The sequence below is a fragment of the Azospirillum sp. RU38E genome (assembly GCF_900188385.1).
Lineage (GTDB): Bacteria > Pseudomonadota > Alphaproteobacteria > Azospirillales > Azospirillaceae > Niveispirillum.
In genome coordinates this window covers 109,869-129,252 of the sequence record NZ_FZOI01000013.1, presented here as the reverse complement: position 1 = coordinate 129,252, position 19,384 = coordinate 109,869, and the positions used below count along the sequence as shown (strand labels likewise).

16 protein-coding genes are annotated in these 19,384 nt (G+C 62.7%); 4 read left to right on the top strand and 12 right to left on the bottom strand.

Annotated elements, in window-relative coordinates; all coding sequences use genetic code 11:
• Positions 1-170: 170 nt before the first annotated feature.
• The 5 genes from CHB97_RS18905 to CHB97_RS18885 all read right to left on the bottom strand — a co-directional run bounded on the left by CHB97_RS18905 (position 171) and on the right by CHB97_RS18885 (position 6,326).
• Positions 171-458 (bottom strand): hypothetical protein, encoded by a 288-nt coding sequence (locus tag CHB97_RS18905; RefSeq protein WP_089289564.1) that lies wholly within the window; start codon positions 456-458, stop codon positions 171-173.
• A gap of 47 nt (positions 459-505) precedes the next feature.
• Entirely contained in the window at positions 506-2,572 is a 2,067-nt protein-coding gene (locus CHB97_RS18900; protein ID WP_089289563.1) for a hypothetical protein, read from the bottom strand.
• Positions 2,569-3,975 carry a flagellar hook-associated protein FlgK gene (gene flgK / locus CHB97_RS18895; RefSeq protein WP_089289562.1) on the bottom strand — a complete coding sequence of 469 codons (1,407 nt, stop codon included), beginning with the start codon at positions 3,973-3,975 and terminating at the stop codon, positions 2,569-2,571. The genes CHB97_RS18900 and flgK overlap by 4 nt, the downstream gene beginning before the upstream one ends.
• 317 nt (positions 3,976-4,292) lie before the next feature.
• Positions 4,293-4,640 (bottom strand): DUF2934 domain-containing protein, encoded by a 348-nt coding sequence (locus CHB97_RS18890; RefSeq protein ID WP_089289561.1) that lies wholly within the window; start codon positions 4,638-4,640, stop codon positions 4,293-4,295.
• A 183-nt stretch (positions 4,641-4,823) separates the two neighbouring features.
• Positions 4,824-6,326: a class I SAM-dependent methyltransferase gene (locus CHB97_RS18885; protein ID WP_160106020.1), complete on the bottom strand. Its 1,503-nt coding sequence runs from the start codon at positions 6,324-6,326 to the stop codon at positions 4,824-4,826.
• 106 nt (positions 6,327-6,432) lie between these two features.
• Between CHB97_RS18885 and CHB97_RS18880 the strand changes: the two genes are divergently transcribed.
• A complete protein-coding gene (locus tag CHB97_RS18880; protein WP_089289559.1) occupies positions 6,433-7,017 on the top strand; it encodes a thymidine kinase in 585 nt (194 codons plus the stop codon).
• A gap of 22 nt (positions 7,018-7,039) precedes the next feature.
• On the opposite strand, the gene CHB97_RS18875 is transcribed toward CHB97_RS18880, so the two are convergent.
• Positions 7,040-7,561, bottom strand: a complete 522-nt coding sequence (locus tag CHB97_RS18875) for a DUF6702 family protein (protein ID WP_143271024.1) — start codon at positions 7,559-7,561, stop codon at positions 7,040-7,042.
• Positions 7,558-10,020, bottom strand: coding sequence for a M1 family metallopeptidase (locus CHB97_RS18870; RefSeq protein ID WP_160106018.1), 2,463 nt, complete (start codon positions 10,018-10,020; stop codon positions 7,558-7,560). The genes CHB97_RS18875 and CHB97_RS18870 overlap by 4 nt, the downstream gene beginning before the upstream one ends.
• Before the next feature lie 244 nt (positions 10,021-10,264).
• On the opposite strand from CHB97_RS18870, the gene CHB97_RS18865 reads away from it, so the two are divergent.
• The 3 genes from CHB97_RS18865 (at position 10,265) to CHB97_RS18855 (ending at position 15,220) form a co-directional block, all read left to right on the top strand.
• Entirely contained in the window at positions 10,265-11,041 is a 777-nt protein-coding gene (locus CHB97_RS18865) for a 4'-phosphopantetheinyl transferase superfamily protein (RefSeq protein WP_160106016.1), read from the top strand.
• A 396-nt stretch (positions 11,042-11,437) separates the two neighbouring features.
• Entirely contained in the window at positions 11,438-13,942 is a 2,505-nt protein-coding gene (locus CHB97_RS18860) for a TonB-dependent receptor (protein WP_160106014.1), read from the top strand.
• Positions 13,943-14,044: 102 nt separating this feature from the next.
• Positions 14,045-15,220 (top strand): alpha/beta hydrolase-fold protein, encoded by a 1,176-nt coding sequence (locus CHB97_RS18855; protein ID WP_200820017.1) that lies wholly within the window; start codon positions 14,045-14,047, stop codon positions 15,218-15,220.
• Positions 15,221-15,297: 77 nt separating this feature from the next.
• Here the strand turns inward: CHB97_RS18855 and CHB97_RS18850 are convergent, their stop codons facing one another.
• From CHB97_RS18850 to CHB97_RS18830, 5 genes are all read right to left on the bottom strand, one after another.
• Entirely contained in the window at positions 15,298-16,146 is an 849-nt protein-coding gene (locus CHB97_RS18850) for a ParB/RepB/Spo0J family partition protein (RefSeq protein WP_089289555.1), read from the bottom strand.
• Positions 16,136-17,125: an AAA family ATPase gene (locus tag CHB97_RS18845; RefSeq protein ID WP_305764485.1), complete on the bottom strand. Its 990-nt coding sequence runs from the start codon at positions 17,123-17,125 to the stop codon at positions 16,136-16,138. Before CHB97_RS18845 ends, CHB97_RS18850 begins: the two co-directional genes overlap by 11 nt.
• Positions 17,126-17,280: 155 nt before the next feature.
• Entirely contained in the window at positions 17,281-18,765 is a 1,485-nt protein-coding gene (locus tag CHB97_RS18840; protein ID WP_089289554.1) for a GDL motif peptide-associated radical SAM/SPASM maturase, read from the bottom strand.
• 85 nt (positions 18,766-18,850) lie between these two features.
• Positions 18,851-19,063, bottom strand: coding sequence for a DUF1843 domain-containing protein (locus tag CHB97_RS18835; RefSeq protein WP_089289553.1), 213 nt, complete (start codon positions 19,061-19,063; stop codon positions 18,851-18,853).
• 35 nt (positions 19,064-19,098) lie between these two features.
• Positions 19,099-19,314: a DUF1843 domain-containing protein gene (locus CHB97_RS18830; RefSeq protein ID WP_089289552.1), complete on the bottom strand. Its 216-nt coding sequence runs from the start codon at positions 19,312-19,314 to the stop codon at positions 19,099-19,101.
• Positions 19,315-19,384 lie beyond the last annotated feature (70 nt).

Below are 19,384 nucleotides of genomic sequence, written 5' to 3'. Positions count from 1 at the left end.
TCTGGGTCCCACCCCACCCGGCACGCTCTGCCGCCGGCCCCTGCCCGGCGGTTTTTGCCGATCGGACCCGTGCCGGATTTGCCGATCAAGCTGGTGAAGCCAAAGCAAAAGGGCCGGTCCCTCGCGGAACCGGCCCTTTGAAATTTGCCCCGTCTGGGGCCCATCGCCGATCAATTGGGACGGGGAATGGTGAACATGCCGGAACGGATGTCGCCGGCCAGACCATCCAGGAAACCGGCCGTGGTTTCAGCACCATGCTTGGCCAACAGGCCGTAAATGGCGGCCGTCACCGACATGGTGCCGATCATGTCATAGGGCGCACCTTCGTGGATGGCGTTCAGCCAGAAGGCGTTGAACTGATCGAACAGGCGGGTGCGCACCGCCTCGTCCTGGGCCGGCATCCCGGCGGCTTCGGGGGCGGAAATGGTGAACTGGGAGGATTCGGTGAAGGCGTTCATATCGGTTCTCCTTTTGCTTGAAACAGGTTTGAAGGGATGGAACAGGATCAGGACAGGAAATTCACCAGTGACAGGGAAGCGGTGCGCCCGGTCACGGCGTAGGAGGTTTGCTGGCGGTTGAGGGCGGCTTGCAATTTTACGGCCACTTCATTTTCGTCCACGCCCTCGATCTGGGCCATTTCACCGGTGGCTTTGGCCATGGCGCTGGCGTGGCGGGTCTGGGCGTTTTCCATCGTGGTGGCGGCATTGACCACGCGGGCGGAGACGCCTTTCAGCTCGTTCTGGGCAGCGATCGCCAGATCGCGCCCTTCGCTCATGATCTCGCTGTAACGGCCGGGTTGGGCCACGGCCTGGGTCAGCCGGCGCAGGCTGCTGACCAGCTTCTGGATGGCGGGATCATTGCTGCTGACCCCATAGGTGACCGACAGGCCTTCATCCGCCGTCATGCGCGCCTGATCATAGGCGGCGCTGTTATCGGTCTGCTGGGCAAATTCGGTATCATAGAAGGGCAGCTTGGGCGGTGCCGCCAGATCGGCAAAAACATCCTGATTGGCCAGGGGGGGGATTTCATTGGTTACCAGCCGTGCGCTGTTGCCGGCATTGTTGATGCTGGCCGTGGTCTGGAACTCGCTGTTATTGGCCTTGGCCGTCAGGATGATGTTGGTATCATCGGCCGGATCAATGCTGGCCGTGACCGTAGAGGCCTGATCACCATTGATCTGCGCCGTCAGTTTCTGCGCCACCCAGTTCGTCATGGAGGTGGGTTGGGTGAAACCCGCCGGCACCGGCGTATTGCCGTTCAGAATATCGGTATCGGCCGGACTGATGGCATAGGAATATTGCGTGGGGCCGGCAATGATGACCTGCGGCGGCGCATTCTCGTTCTGGACAATGGTGCGGGCACCGACGGCGATGTTGAACACATCACCGACATCCGCTTCGTTGCCATGCAGCTTCACATGGTCGATCTGGTTCTGGGTTTCGGTGGCCTTCTGGATCGTATAGGGCGCCTGGCCAGGATCAAGGGCGCCCGGCGCCGGCTCCACGGTGTTGTTATGGGTGCCATTGTCATAGACAGCCGAGGACATGGTGAATTTGTCGGTGACATCATTGGCCGTGGCGGTGACGATGCCGTTGCTGACGGACAAGGTGACATTGAAAGGCGGCTGATGGGCCTTCATCTGATCGACCAGGCCCGTACCGGTGCTGTTGGTCAGCACCTCGTCCAGCGATTTCTCCTTGCCGGTACTGGTATAGGTAAAGCGACTACCGTTCAGCGTCATTTCATAGACTTCGCCGGCGTCACCCCGCGCACCCGAGAGGGTGGTGGTCATGACCTGCTTGGCGGAGATGATATCGCCCACCGGCTTGGTGGAAAGGCGCGAGCCGGCGAAGATATAGCGATCCCCCACCTTCTCATTCAGCATGGATTGCAGTTCGGTGGTCATGCCCTTGATCAGGGCCTTGGTAGAGGCAAGATCGGGCCAGGTGACATCGAAGCTGGACGTCCCGCCGCCTGTCAGTTTCTCAATATTCAGCTTGATCACGGCCCCCTCGCCGGGACCGCCATTGATGATGAAACGGTCGGCATCCACCTGGGGCGGCACCTGTTTCATATTGATCGTGTTGGTGGATTTGCCACCCAGCCCGTCGGTCACCGTCACATCGAAACTGCCGGCGGGACCGGTGCTGCTGGGGACGGCGGAAACCGAATAGGTGGCCTCTGCCTTGAAGCTGGAACTGAGGTGGTCGACCGTCACCTTCATGCTGTCGGCATTGGAATTGATGACGGAGCTGACCCGCACCTCCCCCGGCCCCTGCGGCAGGCGGCTGACATTGCTCAGCTCGGATGCCATGCTCACCATCCGCTCCATGATGGTGTTGTAGGATTTCACCCGCGTCATCGACTGGTCGATGGTGTTCGTATAGGCCTGACGCTTGGCATAATCGGCACGCAGGTCCAGCAGCCGCTGCGTCTGCGTGCCATAGGCGGACACATCGACCGATTTTTTGAGCGTGTTGAGCTGCGCCGACAAATCGTCGATCTGCCGCTGCCCACCGGTGAGCCCTCCCAGCGTGGAGAGGTAGCTGCCATAGCTGCTGATCCGTGTCATCTGACGATGCCCTCGATAGCGTCCAGCATAGTGTTGACCGTCTGCATCACGCGGGCGGCGGCGGAGTAATTGCGCTGAAGCACCTGCAACATGGCGATCTCTTCATCCATGTTGACGCCGGTATTGTTCTTGTACCGGCTGTCCAGCTGCGATTTGAAATCGGTGGCGATGGTCGCCTGCTCGTGCGTCACCTTGGCATTGGTGCTCCAGGAGCCGATCACGGTGGACACCATGGAGGAATAGCTGACGCTGGTGATGCGCAAGCCGTCCGCATTCAGGCTGCGGCCAGACGCCGACAGCGACTGCGTCACCCCGGTGACAGCACTTTGCTTGATCTTCTTCTCGCCCGACAACAGGGCCGGGTTGAGCTGGATATCGCCCGCCCCCTTACCGATGAAGAAGCGGTTGTCCAGTTCGCCCTCGGCAGCGGGACTGGCCTTATCATAGGCATCGGCAAAGCTGGTGGGCTCCCCCGGCTTGGTCGATCCCAGGAAGGCCTCCCCCAGCCCCTGAAGCTGGGAATTCAGCTTGCGGATGATCTCGGCCGCCGGCTGGTTGCTGGCCGGCTGCGGCGGATTGGCTGTGGACCCGTCGGCAGATAATTGCAGCAGGGCGCCCAGCTTGCCGTCATTGATCTGGTCATTCAGCGCCCGATCGCTGCCGGACGAGCGCAGCACCCCGTTGGAATAGCTGAACTTCACCGGTGCGGCATCCAGCAGCGAGACGCCGGATGAGGTAAAAATGGACAGCCTGCCGTCGCCCCGCTCTATGGTGCGGACGCTCATCAGGCTGGATACGTCGCGGACAAGCTGGTCACGCTTATCCTCCAGATTCATGGTGGGCTCGCCGGCCCCCTTGCTGGCCAGGATATCGTCATTCAGCTTGTCGATGGTGGTCAGCGCCGTGTTCAACTGATCGACGGAGCTTTGAATATCCGTGTCAATCTCACGCTTCAGATCATTAACGCCCAGGTTCAGCCGCCGCAGCTCGCGGGCCACGTCATCGCCATAGGTGACGACCTGGCCCTGCGCCACCGTATTTTCCGGCGTGGCCTCCACTTCCATCCAGGCGGCCTGGAATTTCTGCATGGCATCCGTCAAGGGCGGGGTGCCCGCCGTGGTGCCCAGCAGGTCGGTCGCCTTGCGCATATAGGTGGACAGGGTGCTGGCGCTGGCCTCCTCCGAAAGCGTCTGCTGCAGCTGCACCCGCAGCGCCACATCCACTTCCCGCCGGTACTGCGCCACCATCGGGTTGCCGGTTGCATCAATGGTCCGTTCCAGCACATGGCGGGAACGGTTGGGATCATCGGCACCGGCCACATTCTCGGCAACGACCGACAGCTGCCCCTGGATCATCCGCAGGTTGCTGGAGGTGTTGTTGAGAACGCCGAAAAGGCTGGTCATCGTCCCTATCCCTTGATGCGGCCCGGCTGGGCAGCGACAGACCCCGGATGGATCGGTCACCTACCCCTATGCAATGGGCGGGCCAAAAGGGAGAAGACGGTTAAGTCACTGATTCAAAACGGTGACAGGTAGGACGAGGAGTCCCACCGGCAATTTCTTCCCAGAAGAGAAAACCGGAAACGGCAAGCTTGGCCGGGCAGGGGGACCAAATCTCAACCACCCAACAAAGAAAATCCGCCCGGAAGCGGGCGGATGGCGAGGAGGCGTCAGAACAGGGACGGTCGCACCGCCTCGGCAAGGGCGATGCGACCACAGGGTCAGGCCGTATGGACGGCCGCCGACAGCAGAGACAGACGGCTGCGAACGATCTGTTCGGCTACCAGCCAATGTTCCATATCCTTGCCCACCGGCTGGCCTTCACTCAGCCAGAGCAGATAGGCCTCATGCGCCACCTGCTCCGTGGTGGGCTGCACAGCAACCGGATCAAGCGGGGCGGCAGTGACGGGGGCAGCCTTCTTCTTCGTCCGGCCGGCGGGGGCCTTGGCGGCCTTGGTGGCCATCCGCGCCTTCTTGGCCGGGGTGGGTGGCGGCATCACCGGCTCTGCCGGGACGGTTTCAACCAGGGTGGTGGCAGCGGTTTCGGCATTCTTGGGCTTACGCGGCATAGGTCCAGATCTCCATGCAAGGCGGTTCGCGAAGCGGCGATTGGGGGAACGCGCGAATGATGCGGTTGGCAAAAAGTTTGACAAATTTATTGCACCGCACCACAGGCAGAATTTACCACCTTCCGCCGGGTCGCCCTAGAGGTTTTCTGCTTTGTCCAGCCCCTTGATGGGAGTACCCCCTCTTTACTGCTGCACTGCACCAAGGCCCTGCAGCAGCGGAAGCCGACGCTGACGGAAACGCTGCCAGCGTTCCTCCAGTTCCACGAGATTCTGTTTCGGCGTTTCCAAAAGGCGACCGTCGCGCAACAGCCGCTGACCAGACGCCGCCAGAACGTCCCAGGCAGCCTTTGCGGGGTCGGCCGCCTGCTGGCCAAGGGCGTGCAGGAAAAGCTGTTCCACCCGATCCACGGCGATGGCGCCGCCGGTGGCGGGGCAGGCCAGCGCCTGCAGCCGGTCAACCTGCAGCGCCTGCTGCAGGATCACGGCGTTGAGCCGCTGCGCCGTCGTCGCCCGCGCCGCCAGCCCTGCAGGCGGCAGGGCCGGCGCCAGCAGGTCCAGTGCCGCCAGCAGGCCCAGCGCCCCCGGCACCCCCGCGCCATGGCGGGCCTGCAGCACCGACAGGGGCAATGGCCCCGCCTGCAGGCTGGCCAGGATGTCCTGCGACAGATGCCAATCCGGTTCCACCGTGCTGCCGCCGGGCAGGGTGGCCCGGCGCGGCAGGTCACGCGGGTGGCCCAGCGCCGCCCAGCTTGGATCCCGGACAGGCGCTGCCGGTACGCCGCCGCCCCGGCGGAACAGGTCACGGCGGAACGGTCGGTTGGTCAGATAATCGCGCAGCATCTCCACAAAGACGGGATCATCATTCCCTGCCGGCCCTGCCGCTTCCGCAATGGCGGGGGCCTGCAGCGCCGCTTCCCAGCGGTCGGCTGCACGGCGCTGGCCGGCGAAATGCACGTCGATGGCCGCCAGATCGGCGGCGATATCGGCAAAATAGACCGGCTCCCAGCTCTCATTGAAATATTCATGCGCCAGATACTGGGCCGGGCGCCCCCGCAACTGGGCCAGCCGGGGGGAGAGGGTGGGATTGATGCGGAAATAATCCGCCCCCTGCCCTTCCAGCCGGCTGGCCAGTTCCAGCGCCGCCCCGATGCGCGCCGGCAGATCGCCCGCCGTCCGCCTTGCCTGCTCCAGCATCAAGCGGCGCAGCGGCAGATATTGCGCCCAGCCCGGCAGCACATTGTAACCGATATAGACCAACCCGCCGGGCTTCAGTTTGGCCTCAATGAAGCGCACCACATCGGCCCGCGCCGCCGGCCCCACCCAGGACCAGACGCCATGCAGGGCGATCATGTCAAAGGCCGGCAGGTCGGGCTGCCGCCGGTAATCCCGAAAGCCCTTTTCGCTGACCGTCAGGTTAGACAGCCCCGCCGCCTCGGCCAGCCCGCGCACATGGGCCACATGGTCCGGGTTGAAATCATTGCCCCAGAAGCGGGCCTGCGGGTTGGCCGCCGCCATCAGGGCCAGGCTGAAGCCCTGGCCGAAACCCAGCTCGCAATAATCAAACGGCTGGCCAGGGCTGATCGGGGCATCGGGCAGGGCCGCCGCCATCTCCCACGGCAGCAGTTCCACGTGGAACCCGTGGGTGTAGCCGATCTCCGTTACATATCCTTCGGTCCAGCCTTGCATCTCGCCCATATCCAGAAACGACGCTTTCGCTTTTAATGGCACGCTTCGGCGATCTCGCCTATAGATCGCCGCCTTACAGGAATGCGGGTGTGGAAAGGTTCTGCGGATGCGGTACGGGAAGCTGGAAGTGATCTGCGGGCCGATGTTCTCCGGCAAATCGACGGAGATATTGAAGCGGGCCATCTGGTACACGCACGGCACCGGTTCCCACATCATGCTGCTGAAGCCCGCCTTCGATGTGCGCTATGCCCAGGACCGGGTGGTGAACCATGATGGTATCGGCTTTGACGCCATGCCCATCACCCGGATGCCGCCCGTTGCGGACCAGATTTCCGCCGTCTTCATTGATGAGGTGCAGTTCTGCACCGATCCACATTACCAGGGCGATCTGGTGGAGGATGTACGCGCCCTGCTGGCCCGTGGCATCGATGTGGCCGTGGCCGGGCTGGATATGGATTGGCGCGGCCGCGCCTTTCCGCTGACCGCTACCCTGGCCGCCATGGCCGACGGCATCCAGAAGCTGCGCGCCCGCTGCGCCGTCTGCGGCCATGATGCGCATAAGAGCTTCAAGAAGCACAGCAACGACCGCACCGTCGAACTGGGCCAGGCCGACCTGTACGAGCCCCGCTGTAACCTGCATTGGCACGACCACAGCACGCGGCCGGGCACGGAACTCAGTCTGGATTTGTGAAGGAGGGGCAAGCCCCTCCCCCCTACCGATCAAACGTCACGCTCTCCGCCTTATCCTGACCGTTGAAGGTGAGGGTCCGGATATGGGCCGGGTCGCCGCCGGCCATGTCGAAATTCACCTGATTGAGCTGGGTGCGGAAAACATCGCGCAGGATGCCATCCTCTACCGCCAACGCCTGGGGCGGGGCCGGCAGGGCCAGTTCCTGATAAATGAAAACATGATCGCCCTCCAGCTCCGCCCCCAGCAGCTTCAGGGGCAATGGCTTACCCCCCGGCGGGGTCAGGCTGAAACGGGCCTCCACATACAGCGCCAGCTTGGCCTGATCCTCCAGCCGGGACAGGTCCGGCGTGGCGATGCCGGCCTGCTGGCTCAGCGCCACCTCCGCATCATGGGCGTGCAGCTTATGCTCCACCTCCAGCAGCTTGGCGGCCGCATTCCAGCGCACCAGGGTCAGGGCCGCCTTGGCCCGGTGGGCCTGGGCCGGCAGGGGGGCGGCCAACAGCAGACCGCCCCCCATCAGGGCCAATAAAGACCGGCGCCTCACTTCGCCTCCCCCGCCGGGGCCAGCGGCACATCCTTGCCGGATTCCGCCCCCTTGCCCTTCTCCCCTTCCTTGGCCTTCAGCTCCACCAGCATGTCGGCCATCAGGTTCTTCTCATCCCGCTTGTCCTTGTAGAGTTCCAGACGGGAAGCCTGGATACGCCGGGGGAAGCTGTTATTGGACGGGTCGGCATCGGCAATTTCCTGCCGCGGATCCAGATCGACGGCGACAATCTGCTTGGGCCGGATCAACATCTTGGTCACCTTCCTGGAATTGTACCGCCAGATTTCCGCCGGGATCATCAGGAATTCGGTGCTTTTGTCGGCAAAGGTCAGTTGCAGGGGCAGCGGCATCACCAGCCCGCCCTTATTGACGAAATCCAGGAAATAGACCCAGTCGCCCTCCTTCTCCGCCCGGGCCAGCGCCTCACGCTCCCAAGGCTCCAGCCCTTCCAGCATCTCCTGATAGCTGTTGCGGTCCTTGTTGGTGACGGTGAACTTGTCATTCTCGTTATAGAAATCCTTCAGCGACGGGTCGCGCTCCACCGCCGTCTGCAGGCCCTGTTCCCGGTTATGGATGCTGGCCAGCGGTTCACGCTGGTCACGCGCCGCCTCTTCGCGCTGCAGCGGCTTCTCCTTGTCCGGGTCGCCGCTGCCGATGCGATATTCCCGCACATTGCTGAGGTCGATATCGACATGGTCGGTGGTATAGAACCAGCCGCGCCAGAACCAGTCCAGATCCACGCCCGACGCATCTTCCATGGTGCGGAAGAAGTCGGACGGGGTGGGCCGCTTGAACTTCCAGCGCCGCGCATATTCGCGGAAGGCGTGGTCGAACAGCTCCCGGCCCATCACGGTTTCGCGCAAGATGGTCAGCGCCGTCGCCGGCTTGGTATAGGCATTGGGGCCGAACTGCAGCACGCTGTCCGACTGCGTCATGATCGGCACCTGATTTTCGCTGACCATATAGCTGGTGATCTGCGCCGGCAGGTTGGGGTTACGGGTCTGGCCGCCGAACCCTTCTTCCCATTCCAGATGGGCGATGTTCTGCAGGAAGGTGTTCAGCCCCTCATCCATCCAGCTCCATTGCCGTTCATCGGAATTGACGGTCATGGGGAAATAGATATGGCCGATCTCGTGGATCACCACACCGATCAGGCCGTATTTGGCCTGGGCGGAATAGGTGCGCTTGCCCGTCTTCTTATCCACGCTGGGGCGATATCCGTTGAAGGTGATCATCGGATATTCCATGCCCCCGCCTTCCCACGTGTTCACCGACTGGGCCGTGGGATAGGGATAGGCGAAGGAGAATTTAGAATAGGTGCGCAGGGTATGCACCACCGCCTGGGTGGAATATTTCGACCAGAGCGGCTCCGCCTCCTTGGGATAGAAGGACATGGCCATCACTTCCGGCTGGGCCTGATCCTCCTGGCGATAGCCCATGGCATCCCAGATGAATTTGTTTGAGCTGGCGAAGGCAAAGTCGCGCACATTCTGGGCGCGGAACACCCAGGTGCGCATCTCCTTGTCGGTCGCCTTCTCATTCTCCGCCGCCTCTTCCGGGGTGACGATGAAGACAGGCTGCTTGGCGGTGCGGGCCTTCTCCAGCCGGCTGCGCTGGGTTTCGGTCAGCACATCGCTGGCATTGCGCAGCTCCCCGCTGGCCGAGACGATATGGTCGGCCGGCACGGTCAGAGAGACATCGTAATTGCCAAATTCCAGCGTGAACTCCCCCCGACCCAGAAAGGCCTTGTGCTGCCAGCCGGCATAATCGGTATAGGCGGCCATGCGGGGGAACCATTGGGCGATGAAGAACAGGTCGCTGTCCGGCTCCGTGAAATGCTCATAGCCGCTGCGGCCGCCGATCCGGTCCTGGTTGATGATGTTGAAGGCCCAGTCGATGGAGAAGCTGACCGAGGCGCCCGGCGCCAGCGGCTGGCGCAGGTCGATCCGCATCATGGTATCAACGATGACATAGGGCAGCGGGCTGCCGCGATCATCGGTCACCTTGGCGATTTCGAACCCGTATTTGATATCCTTCATCATCTGGGCGCGGGCCAGCGTGTCATAGCTGATCCGATCCTCCCCGCTGGTGCGGGTCAGCTCAGCAATCGATTTATCCTTGTAGATATTCTGGTCCAGCTGCAGCCACAGGTAGGGCAGGGCGTCGGGCGAATTATTGCTGTAGCGGATGGTTTCTGACGCGGTGATGCGCTTGGCCGCCGCATCCAGCTTGGCATTGATGCGGTAATCGGCCCGCTGCTGCCAATATTGGTGGCCGGGCGCGCCCGACGCCGTGCGGTAGGTGTTGGGCGTGGGCAGGTCCACCTCCAACTGGCGGAACTTATCCTTCCAACTGCCCTTGGTCTGTTCAATCGCATCCGCCGCGACCGGCAGGGATGGCAGAAAACACAATAGCAGCGTGGCCAGCACGGCCGCCGCGCAGCGCTTGAAAACCATCATTCCCCACTCTCCCCCCGCCGGCGTCCGTCCAGTCGCCCCGGCGTTTCAAACAATGGATAGTGAAGCCATCAGCAAAAAGGTCAATGGGGTTTCTCTGTTTCGTATACGATGGAAAGGTTGGGAGCCTGTCACCACGGGATTGACTGAATCGCGGGGCGGTCCCCTGTTCAGGTCGGGGCTGTTTTCCTTACCAAATGCTTCGTTCCGCCCTATGATCCGCCGCATCAAAAAATGGGGGAACAGGATGCGGGACGGGATTGCCATGCGCGGCGATTGGCGGAACGAAACCATTATTGTCAGCCTGTCGGTCGATGGGCTGGGATCGCGCGATCTGGCTTCCCTGCATCAGCTTCTGGATGCTGGTGAACAGGACCGTGCCGCAAGTTTCCATTTCGACGCCGACCGCCATTCCTACATCGCCGCCCATGGCCTGTTGCGCCTGTTCCTGGGTGCCTGGCTGGGCCGGTCGCCGACGCAGCTTGCCTTCAACGCCGGCACCTGGGGCAAGCCGGCCCTGGTGCGCGGTGGCGCCCCCTTCAGCATCAGCCATACGCGCGGCATGGTGGCCGTGGCCATCGCCCCGCAAGGCGAGGTGGGGGTGGATGTGGAACAGCTTTGCCCCCGCCGGGAACCGGAGCTGGAGATTGCTGACCGCTGGTTCTCCACCGCAGAGGTGGCCCAGATCGCCGCCATTGAGGCGGAGGCTGACAAGCGGGAACGCTTTATGCGCATCTGGAACCTGAAGGAAGCCGTGATCAAGGCCACCGGCCGGGGCCTGTCGCAGGAACTAACCGGCTTCAGCGTCACCCCCGCCGCCGATGATGACGGCAGCAGCCCCGGCCTTGACTGCCATGAGGAATGGTTGCGGCAGGCCGGGCAGTGGCAGCTGGAACAATGGCATCTGGACGGCTATCTGCTGGCGGTCGCCGGCATCAATGGCCCCACCACCAAGCCCCGCCATCTGAAGGTCACGGCCGACGGTCTGGCTGCCCTGGCGGATGGCGTGCCGGTGATGGCCTGATACAACTTGCGATAAGTTCGCCTCATCGCAAGTTGATACGGCAGCGATCGCTGCCGCGCGGCCCGACCCACGGTCGGGCCAGCACCGCGTAAGGTGCAACAACTCCCCCTCTGTTACCGATTGGACCATACCCATTCAGAACCTGGATGGAGCCTGGGGACAACGTTGTCCATGTGACGGACACACAGGTTGAATAATTTTGATAAGTTTTGGGACAAAACCCAACAGTTGACGCGTGCGGAGGCCTCAACCTCCACACCTCGGCCACAAGCCAAATGAAAAACCAGAACAGATCGAACGCGGATGATGCCGGCATCCGTGCGCGGGGGTGCTTTACGCCCAACAAGAAGCCGGCATCGGGACGCTTTCACACGAAGACACGAAGGGGAGTTGAGGATGAAGGGGGTTTATTTCCGTCACACGCTGGGCGTTTCTGCCCTGGCGTTGAGCATCGCTGCGGCCGCATTGCCGGCCCAGGCACAGACTGCGGAGAAGGAAAAGCCGGCGGCGGACGAATACGCGCTGGATGAAATCGTGGTGACGGCCCGTAAACGGGCCGAAGATATCCTGAAAACGCCGGTTTCCGTCACGGCTGTGACGTCGGAGCAGTTGGAACAGCGTGGCATCACCACTGTTTCCAACCTGGCCGAGCAGACCCCCGGCTTCAACATCAACAATAACAGCTCCGGCCGGGCAGACCGGTCGTTCCAGCAGTTGATCCTGCGCGGCTTCACGCCCGCCACCACCGACAGCACGCCGGTTGCCACCTTCATTGATGGTGTGCCCGTTTCGTCCGCCACGGCGGTGATGAGCATTTCCAACCCGGCACGGGTTGAACTGCTGCGCGGCCCGCAATCGGCCTATTTCGGCCGCAACACCTTTGCCGGTGCCTTGAACGTGGTGAACAAGGAACCGGGTGACAAGCTGGCCGGCAGTGTCACCGCCTCCATCGCCAGCCGCAACAGTTACCGCCTGCAGGGGGAACTGGAAGCCCCGATCCTGGAAGACAAGCTGTCCTTCCGCATCGCCGGCAGCAAGGATTCCAAGGATGGCAGCTACAGGAACGGTGCCAATCGCGAGGAAACGCTGGGTGACCAGTCCAACTACAATGTCAATGGGCTGGTGGTGGTCAAACCGACGGAAAACCTGACCATCAAAGCCTTTGGCATGTTCTCCCACGACGACGACGGCCCGGCCGGCATGGGTGTGATTGGCGCTGCCGAAACCAAGGATGCGACGGGCAAAGTGGTCGTCGCCAACCAATCCAATTGCGGCTTCACTGTTACCAACGCCCTGTTCGGCTTCACCAGCACCAACCGCTTCATCTGCGGCACCGCACCTTCGTTGACCAGCCTGTCGCCGGCTTCCAACACGGCGGTAGACAGCTATGTCCGCTCACGTCTGGCCATCAAGCAGAACCGTCTGATCGATCCGGAGGATAGTGTCCAGGGTTATGGGTTGATCCGCGACTATCAGCATTACCATTTGGCCGCCGATTACGACATTCCGGACACCGGCTTCACGGTAACAGCCCTGACGGGCATGAACCGCGAGCAGTGGGGCTCCCTGTCCGATATCGTCAATTATGACAGCTCGGGCATCCCCAATGCCGCCGCCACGGCAACCAATGGCCTGCGCAGCTATTACAGCTCCTCCTATCTGGTGGAAAGCAAGTCCAAGGACTTCTCCCAGGAACTGCGACTGGGCTATGATGATCAGGGCGATTTGCGCTTCGTAACGGGTGTCAATTACCTGAATGCCAGCGCCAAGCGCACCGTTGATGTCCTGGATAACATCACCCCGGCCAATGGCGTCACCCCCTCGGGCAAGACCCGCAACGAAACGCTCAGCGGCTTCTTCGGCATCACCTACGATATCACCGACGCGCTGACCGCCAGCGTCGAAGGCCGTTATCAGATCGATAAGCTCTACGCCTATATCTCGCCCCTGCGTGATCTGGTGGTGACCGATCCCACCTTCATCCCGGTCGGCACCTATGCCGCCGGCTCCCTGTTGGCCAGCAAGAAGTACGAGAATTTCCTGCCCCGCTTCATCGCCCAGTACCAATGGACGGATGAGGTGATGACCTATGCCTCCGTGGCGAAGGGCGTCAATCCGGCTGCGCTGAACTCCGGTGTGGTGACCTATACGGGTGAGTCGGCCACGTTCGCCAAGAATCTGGGCCTGGATGTCTTCGTCAGCCCGGAAAAGGTAACGACCTATGAAATTGGCCTGAAAGGATCGGGTGATAATGGTCGGCTGCGCTACACTTTTGCCGGCTATTTCTCCCAGTGGCGTGACCAGTTGAATCAGGTCATTCAAACCTTTGGCAACACGGTGGGCGGCTTCTCCAGCGTGTTCGGCACTATCAATGCCGGCGGGTCGGATATGAAGGGGCTGGAGTTCGACGGCTCATATCGTCTGAGCCACTTGATCACCCTGAATGCCGCCGGCTCCATCAATGACAGCAAGATCAAGAATTACCGGGCACCCTTGATCACCCAGTTGACCGGCTTCACCAGCTTCCGGGGCAACGAGCTGCCGTCGACATCCAAGTACGGCGCTTCCGTTGGTGTGCTGTTGAATGGTGATCTGGACCTGTGGGAAGACAGTTCCTGGTTCACCCGGGTTGATTATTCCTACAAGTCCGGTATGTGGTCCGACGTGGCCAATGTGGTGAAAACGCCTTCTTCACAGGTGGTGAACCTGCGGGCCGGTGTCACCATGGGCGACGTCTCCCTGGATCTCTTCGTGAACAATCTGTTCAACGAAGATGCCTATACCTCCATCACCGATAATTTCATCTTCTCCCCCACCACTACCTATTCGGCCTACAATGCCATCAATGTGGGCCTGCGGGAGAAGCGTTCCTTCGGGGCGCAGGTCAAGGTCAAGTTCTAATCCCGCTTACGGGATCGGCGCGGTGGGGAATGGTCGGTCTTCCCCACCGCGTTTTTTTATCCGCGCGGCCCCCTTCCAAATTCTCCCTTTCAAGGAGCCATCATGCGCAAATACATGATCGCGGCCAGCGCCGCGCTATGCCTTTCTGCTATCGCCCTGCCCGCCCTCGCCGATGTGCAGCCGTGCGAAGAACGCAGCTTCATGCAGCCGCCCCTGTTCTATCCCGGTGTGGAGAAACTGGCGGACGGGCGCGTCACCTTCCGGTTCTGCGCCAAATCCGCCAAGGATGTGCGCGTGCTGGCCATGGAAGTGGCCGGTGTGCCCACCGGTCTGGATGGCAAGCCGCCGGGTCTGGCGCTGAGCCTGGATGACAAGGGCTATTGGTCAGCCACCACCAGCACCCCGGTGGCGCCCGGTGTCTATACCTATGCCTTCAAGGTGGATGGGCTGCGTATCGCCGATCCGCAGGGCACCCGCTTTGCCGAAAGCTTCGGTGGCCCGCAATCGATCTTCGAAATCCAGGGGCCGGAAACCCCGAACCAGTTCTATAAGGCCGAGGTGCCGCACGGCCTAGTCTCCCTGGTGGAATATAGTTCCGCCAGCCTGGGCGGCATCAAGCGCCGCGCCCATGTCTATACCCCGCCGGGGTACGAGGCGGGCGGCAAGGAACGCTATCCGGTGCTGTATCTGGTCCATGGCTATAGCGACAGCGACGATGCCTGGGTGCAGAAGGGCAATGCCAACGCGATCCTGGACAACCTGATCGCCGCCGGCAAGGTGAAGCCGATGATCGTGGTCATGCCCTATGGCCATACGCCGGAACGGGCGGGCGTGCAGGGCATGGTGAATACCGATTTCGGCGCCGATCTGCATAAGGAGCTGATCCCCTATATCGACAAGCATTTCCGCACCGAGGCCGCACCCAAGACCCGCGCCATGGCGGGCCTGTCGATGGGTGGCGCCCATACGCTGCAGTTCGGCCTGCCCCGGCCGGATGTATTCGGCAGCATCGGCGTGTTCAGCATCGGCCTGTTCGGTGATCAGGTCACCGCCTATGCCAGCGCCAATGATGCCGGGTTGAAGGCACGGGCCAAGGAAAAGGGGCCGGTGTTCCTGGCCGTCGGCAAGGAAGATTTCGTCTTCCCCTCCGTGGCCCCCGTGCGCAAGATCATGGATGATTACGGCATCAAGCACGAATATGAGGAAAGCGGCGGCGGCCACACCTGGATCAACTGGCGTGCCTATCTGGAAGAATTCCTGCCCAAGCTGTTCCGGTAATTTCGGGGGAACAGACATGGAAAAGGGGGGCCGCGTTGCCCCCCTTTTTTATTGCGACGTCGCAACGGCGCTATCGGTCAGCCGCCAATCAACCGGTCAATGCGTTCCCGCAGCGCCAGCAGGGAGGCGCGTTCATCCTCCGCCAGCGCACCAGCGCGCTTGGCAATATTGTCCAGGTTGCGCCCCAGGCGGGTGGCCGCCTGCAGCACGGCGCTGGCCTTGATCTTATCCGCCGCTGCAGGCTGGGCACGGGCGGCGCGCAGTTCCTTGATGGTGGCACCGGCCTTGATGCGGGACCAGAGCGCCAGCCGCGCCCCCTCCCCTTCCGTATCCACCAGCAGGAACAGGTGGCTTTTCGTCACCCGATCCCGCAGGGGCAGATATTCCGTGCGGATCAGTTCCGGCAGGCCCGGCAGGGCCAGCAGGCGGGAGACCTCCGACTTGCTGAGGCCGACAATGGCCGCCAGCTGCTCCTGGGCATAATGATGCCGTTCCCCTAACCGGGCCAGCGCCTGGGCGGTTTCCAGCGCATCCAGGTCGCGGCGCTGCAGGTTTTCCACCAGCGCCACTTCCTCAATATCGCCCCGGGTGACGACGGCGAAGATGGTGGGCTTGCCCAGCAGCCGGTGCGCCCGCCAACGCCGTTCACCGGCAGCGATGACATAGCCACCTTCCGCCCGCTTCTTCACCAGGATCGGCTGCAGCAGGCCGTTATGGCGGATGCTGTCGGCCAGCTCCTGCAGCGCCAGCTCATCAAAATGGCGGCGCGGCTGGTCCGGGTTGGCATGAACCTGATCCAGGTCCAGCTCCACCAGCTCCGGGAAATCAGCCGAGGTGCCGAACAGCTTGTTCAACCCGCTGTCGCGCGGCACCAGCGGTGCTGCGGGGGCAAGGGCCGGATTGCTGCGGGCGAGCTTACGCGACATTCGCTTCCTCCGTCAGGTCGGCCTCGATCAGGGATTGCGCCACCTCGCGGAACGGCGCCACGATGGCGGGATCGGGTGCCACATCGACGGTCGGCTGGGCGGCGGCCACCGATTGCGGGAAGATGGTGGAACGCGGCACGGCGGAGAAAATACGCAGGCTGCCGCCGAACCGTTCCGTCAGGTCGGCCAGGGTGGCCCGGTCCTGGGTGTGGCGGGCGGTGAACATGGTGGGCAGAATGCCGATGATCGACAGGTCCGGGTTGCCGCGCCGGCGCACCTTGGCAATGGTGTCCAGCAGCAGCGGCACGCCCATCATGGCCAGCAATTCCGTCTGCACCGGGATCAGCACGCCATTGGCCGCCGCCAGGGCATTCAGCGTCATCATGCCCAGATGCGGCGGGCAATCCAGCAGGATGTAATCATAGGCGCGCGCCACACCGGCCAACCGTTCACGCAGCACCAGCGTGCCCATCGGCTCCGCCATCAGCTCCGTCTCTGCCGCCGACAGCAGGATGGTGGAGGGCAGCAGGTGGAACCGCCCGTCACAGACCGGCACCACCGCATTGGCCACCGGTTGGTCCTTCAGCATCACATGGAACGTGGTGCGCCCGGCCTCCGACGCCTCGGCCTGGGAGATGCCCAGATGCACCGTGGCGCTGGCCTGCGGGTCGGCATCCACCAGCAGCACGCGCTGGCCCAGGGTGGCCAGCGCGGCAGCGATATTCACCGCCGCACTGGTCTTGCCCACCCCGCCCTTCTGGTTGGAAATGGCAATCACCGTGGCCCGATCACGCCGACGCTGCACCGGGGCACCCAGCAGTTCCGCCACCACTTGGGGAATCTTCTCCGTCCCGCCTTCCCAGCGGGAAATGCGGCCCTTGTCATAGCGGCGGCCCAGGCTGGCATTCAACCATTCGGCAAACGCCTGCTGTGTATCCCCGCGCGCTTCCCGCGCCGCCCGCAATTCCGGCCCATCCATGGCCCTGCCCCATCGCTTGTGGCTGTCACATGCGCGGGAGCATAGGGGTTGGTTGACGGCCCGTCAACGGGGTTGGTTGTGACATGTCAACAGTCAACCCCGAACGCACAGTAAGGGTGAAGCGGGAAGGATGCGCCGTCAATCACCCGCCTTCCCTACTCCGCCGCCGGCAACTGCTCCCGGATGGCCGCCGCCAGCGCCTTCACCCGCTCCAGCCGGTCATTATAATCCTGGGCGGCCGTGGCGATGTGGGTGCCGCAATGGGGGCAGTCGGTCTCGTGCGGCCAGACATATTCATGGCAGCCCCGGCAGAGCGCCAGATGCGGCGGGATGCGGCCCCGGTCATAGCCGTCGCGCTCATCCGGGGCGATATGGACCTCCCGCCCATCGGTGGCGGAGAAGGGCGCCAGCAGCGCCGGGGCCACCTGCTCGGCTGCCGGGATCGCCTCCTCGATCAAGGCGAACTCGCCCACGGCGAAGCTCTCCGGCCCCGCCTCCTTCACCTTCACCACCTTCTCCCGGATGCCCTTCTTGGCCAGATCACGCACCCGGTAATGGCAATAGGGATTGTTGCCCCGCTTGCCCAACAGGGAATGGGAGGTCCAGGTACAACCGGCCCGGCAGACATCGGCGTAGTAACAGGTCCGGCAATAACCCCAGAGATCCTGTTCCACCGACCGGGTCCGGCCAAAGGCCATGGCCTCATTGTTCCGCCAGATATCGGCCAGGGTCAGGTCACGGATATTGCCAGCGGCGTAGCCGACCGTGGCCAGGGAGGGACAGCCCTTGATGGTGCCGTCCGCCTCAATCCCGATGACATTCTGGCCGGCGGCACAGCCGGCCCAATGCACCGCCTCGTTCCCGAAGCCACGCCACAGCGATTCATAGGGGCCGAAATAGCCGACATTATTGCCCACCACCATGGTCAGGCCGCGCTTAGCCCCTTCGCGGTAGAGCTTGGCCAGCAGCGGCATCAGCTCAATCAGGCGATAGGGCTGCAGCAATACCTCCGGATTATCCACGGCATTGCCCATGGCCACCGTCAACTGGATTTGCCAATGGGTGGCGCCAACCTCGATGATGCGGTCCATCAGTTCCGGCAGATCGGGCATGGTCTCTGCCCCGATCTGGGTATTGACGGAGATGGACAGCCCCAGCGCCTTGGCCCGGCGCAGGGCCGACATGGCTTGGTCATAAGAACCAGGCACGCCACGCACCCGGTCATGCAGCGGTGCCAGCCCATCGATGGAAACGCCGATACCGCACAGGCCAGCGGCCACCGCCTCTTCCAGGCGCTTATCCGTCAGGTTGCGCCCGCCGGTCTGGATCAGGCAGAGGATGCCATGTTCACGCACCCGGCGCAGGATATCCAGCCAGTCGCGGCGCAGATAAGCCTCACCGCCGATCAGGGTCACTTCCCGCGTGCCCAGCCGCGCCATCTGGTCCACCAGATCCAGGCATTCCGCCGTGGTCAGCTCACGGGTGCGGACATGGCCGGCGCGGGAGCCGCAATGCTGGCATTTCAGGTTGCAGGCCAGCGTGATTTCCCACACGACATGGACAGGCACCAGATCGACCACATCGCGCATGGAGCGCGCACGCGGCACATTGCTTTCCGGCAAGGCGGGAATGTCGGGCATCGGCATCACCCTTGATTAAAGGCATAAAAGGGGCACAAGAAGGCCGGCCGCCGGTTCTGCCGGCGGCCGACAGGCGGGAGGGAACTCAGCCGCCCTGTTTGGCCTTGGCCAGGGCGGCGCGCGCCACGGCCAGGGCAGAGCGGATATCACCGATCTGGCTGTTCTGCTTCTGCGCTTCCGCCAGGGTCAGTTTCAGCAGGCCGACATCGCCACTGACGATGCTGTTGCGGATGCTGGCCGCATACAGCACCACAACGGGGGGCCAGGGCGGGGTACCTTCCGGGGGTGTGGTAACCATAATCGTCTCCTGAAAATATAGGTTGCAGGCGCTGATCAGCGTTCCAGCTTGGCGATCTCGGTCTTCAACTGTTCGATCAGGGTCGGCAGATCGCCGTATTTTTCCAGATAGGCCTCGGCCTGGCAGATCAGGCTGTCCAGCTCGGCCGCGTCATTGCGGGCCACCGCACTGTGCAGCGTGGCGGCATAGAGCGGGATATGGTGCGCCTGGGGTGCCGCGGCATACAGGGGGCGGATAATGGCGTCGCTCATTTCAGGCTTCCTCTTGATTGCAGGCATGAAGGGGCATTGCCGCCACACCGGTTAGGGTCATGGCGGATTG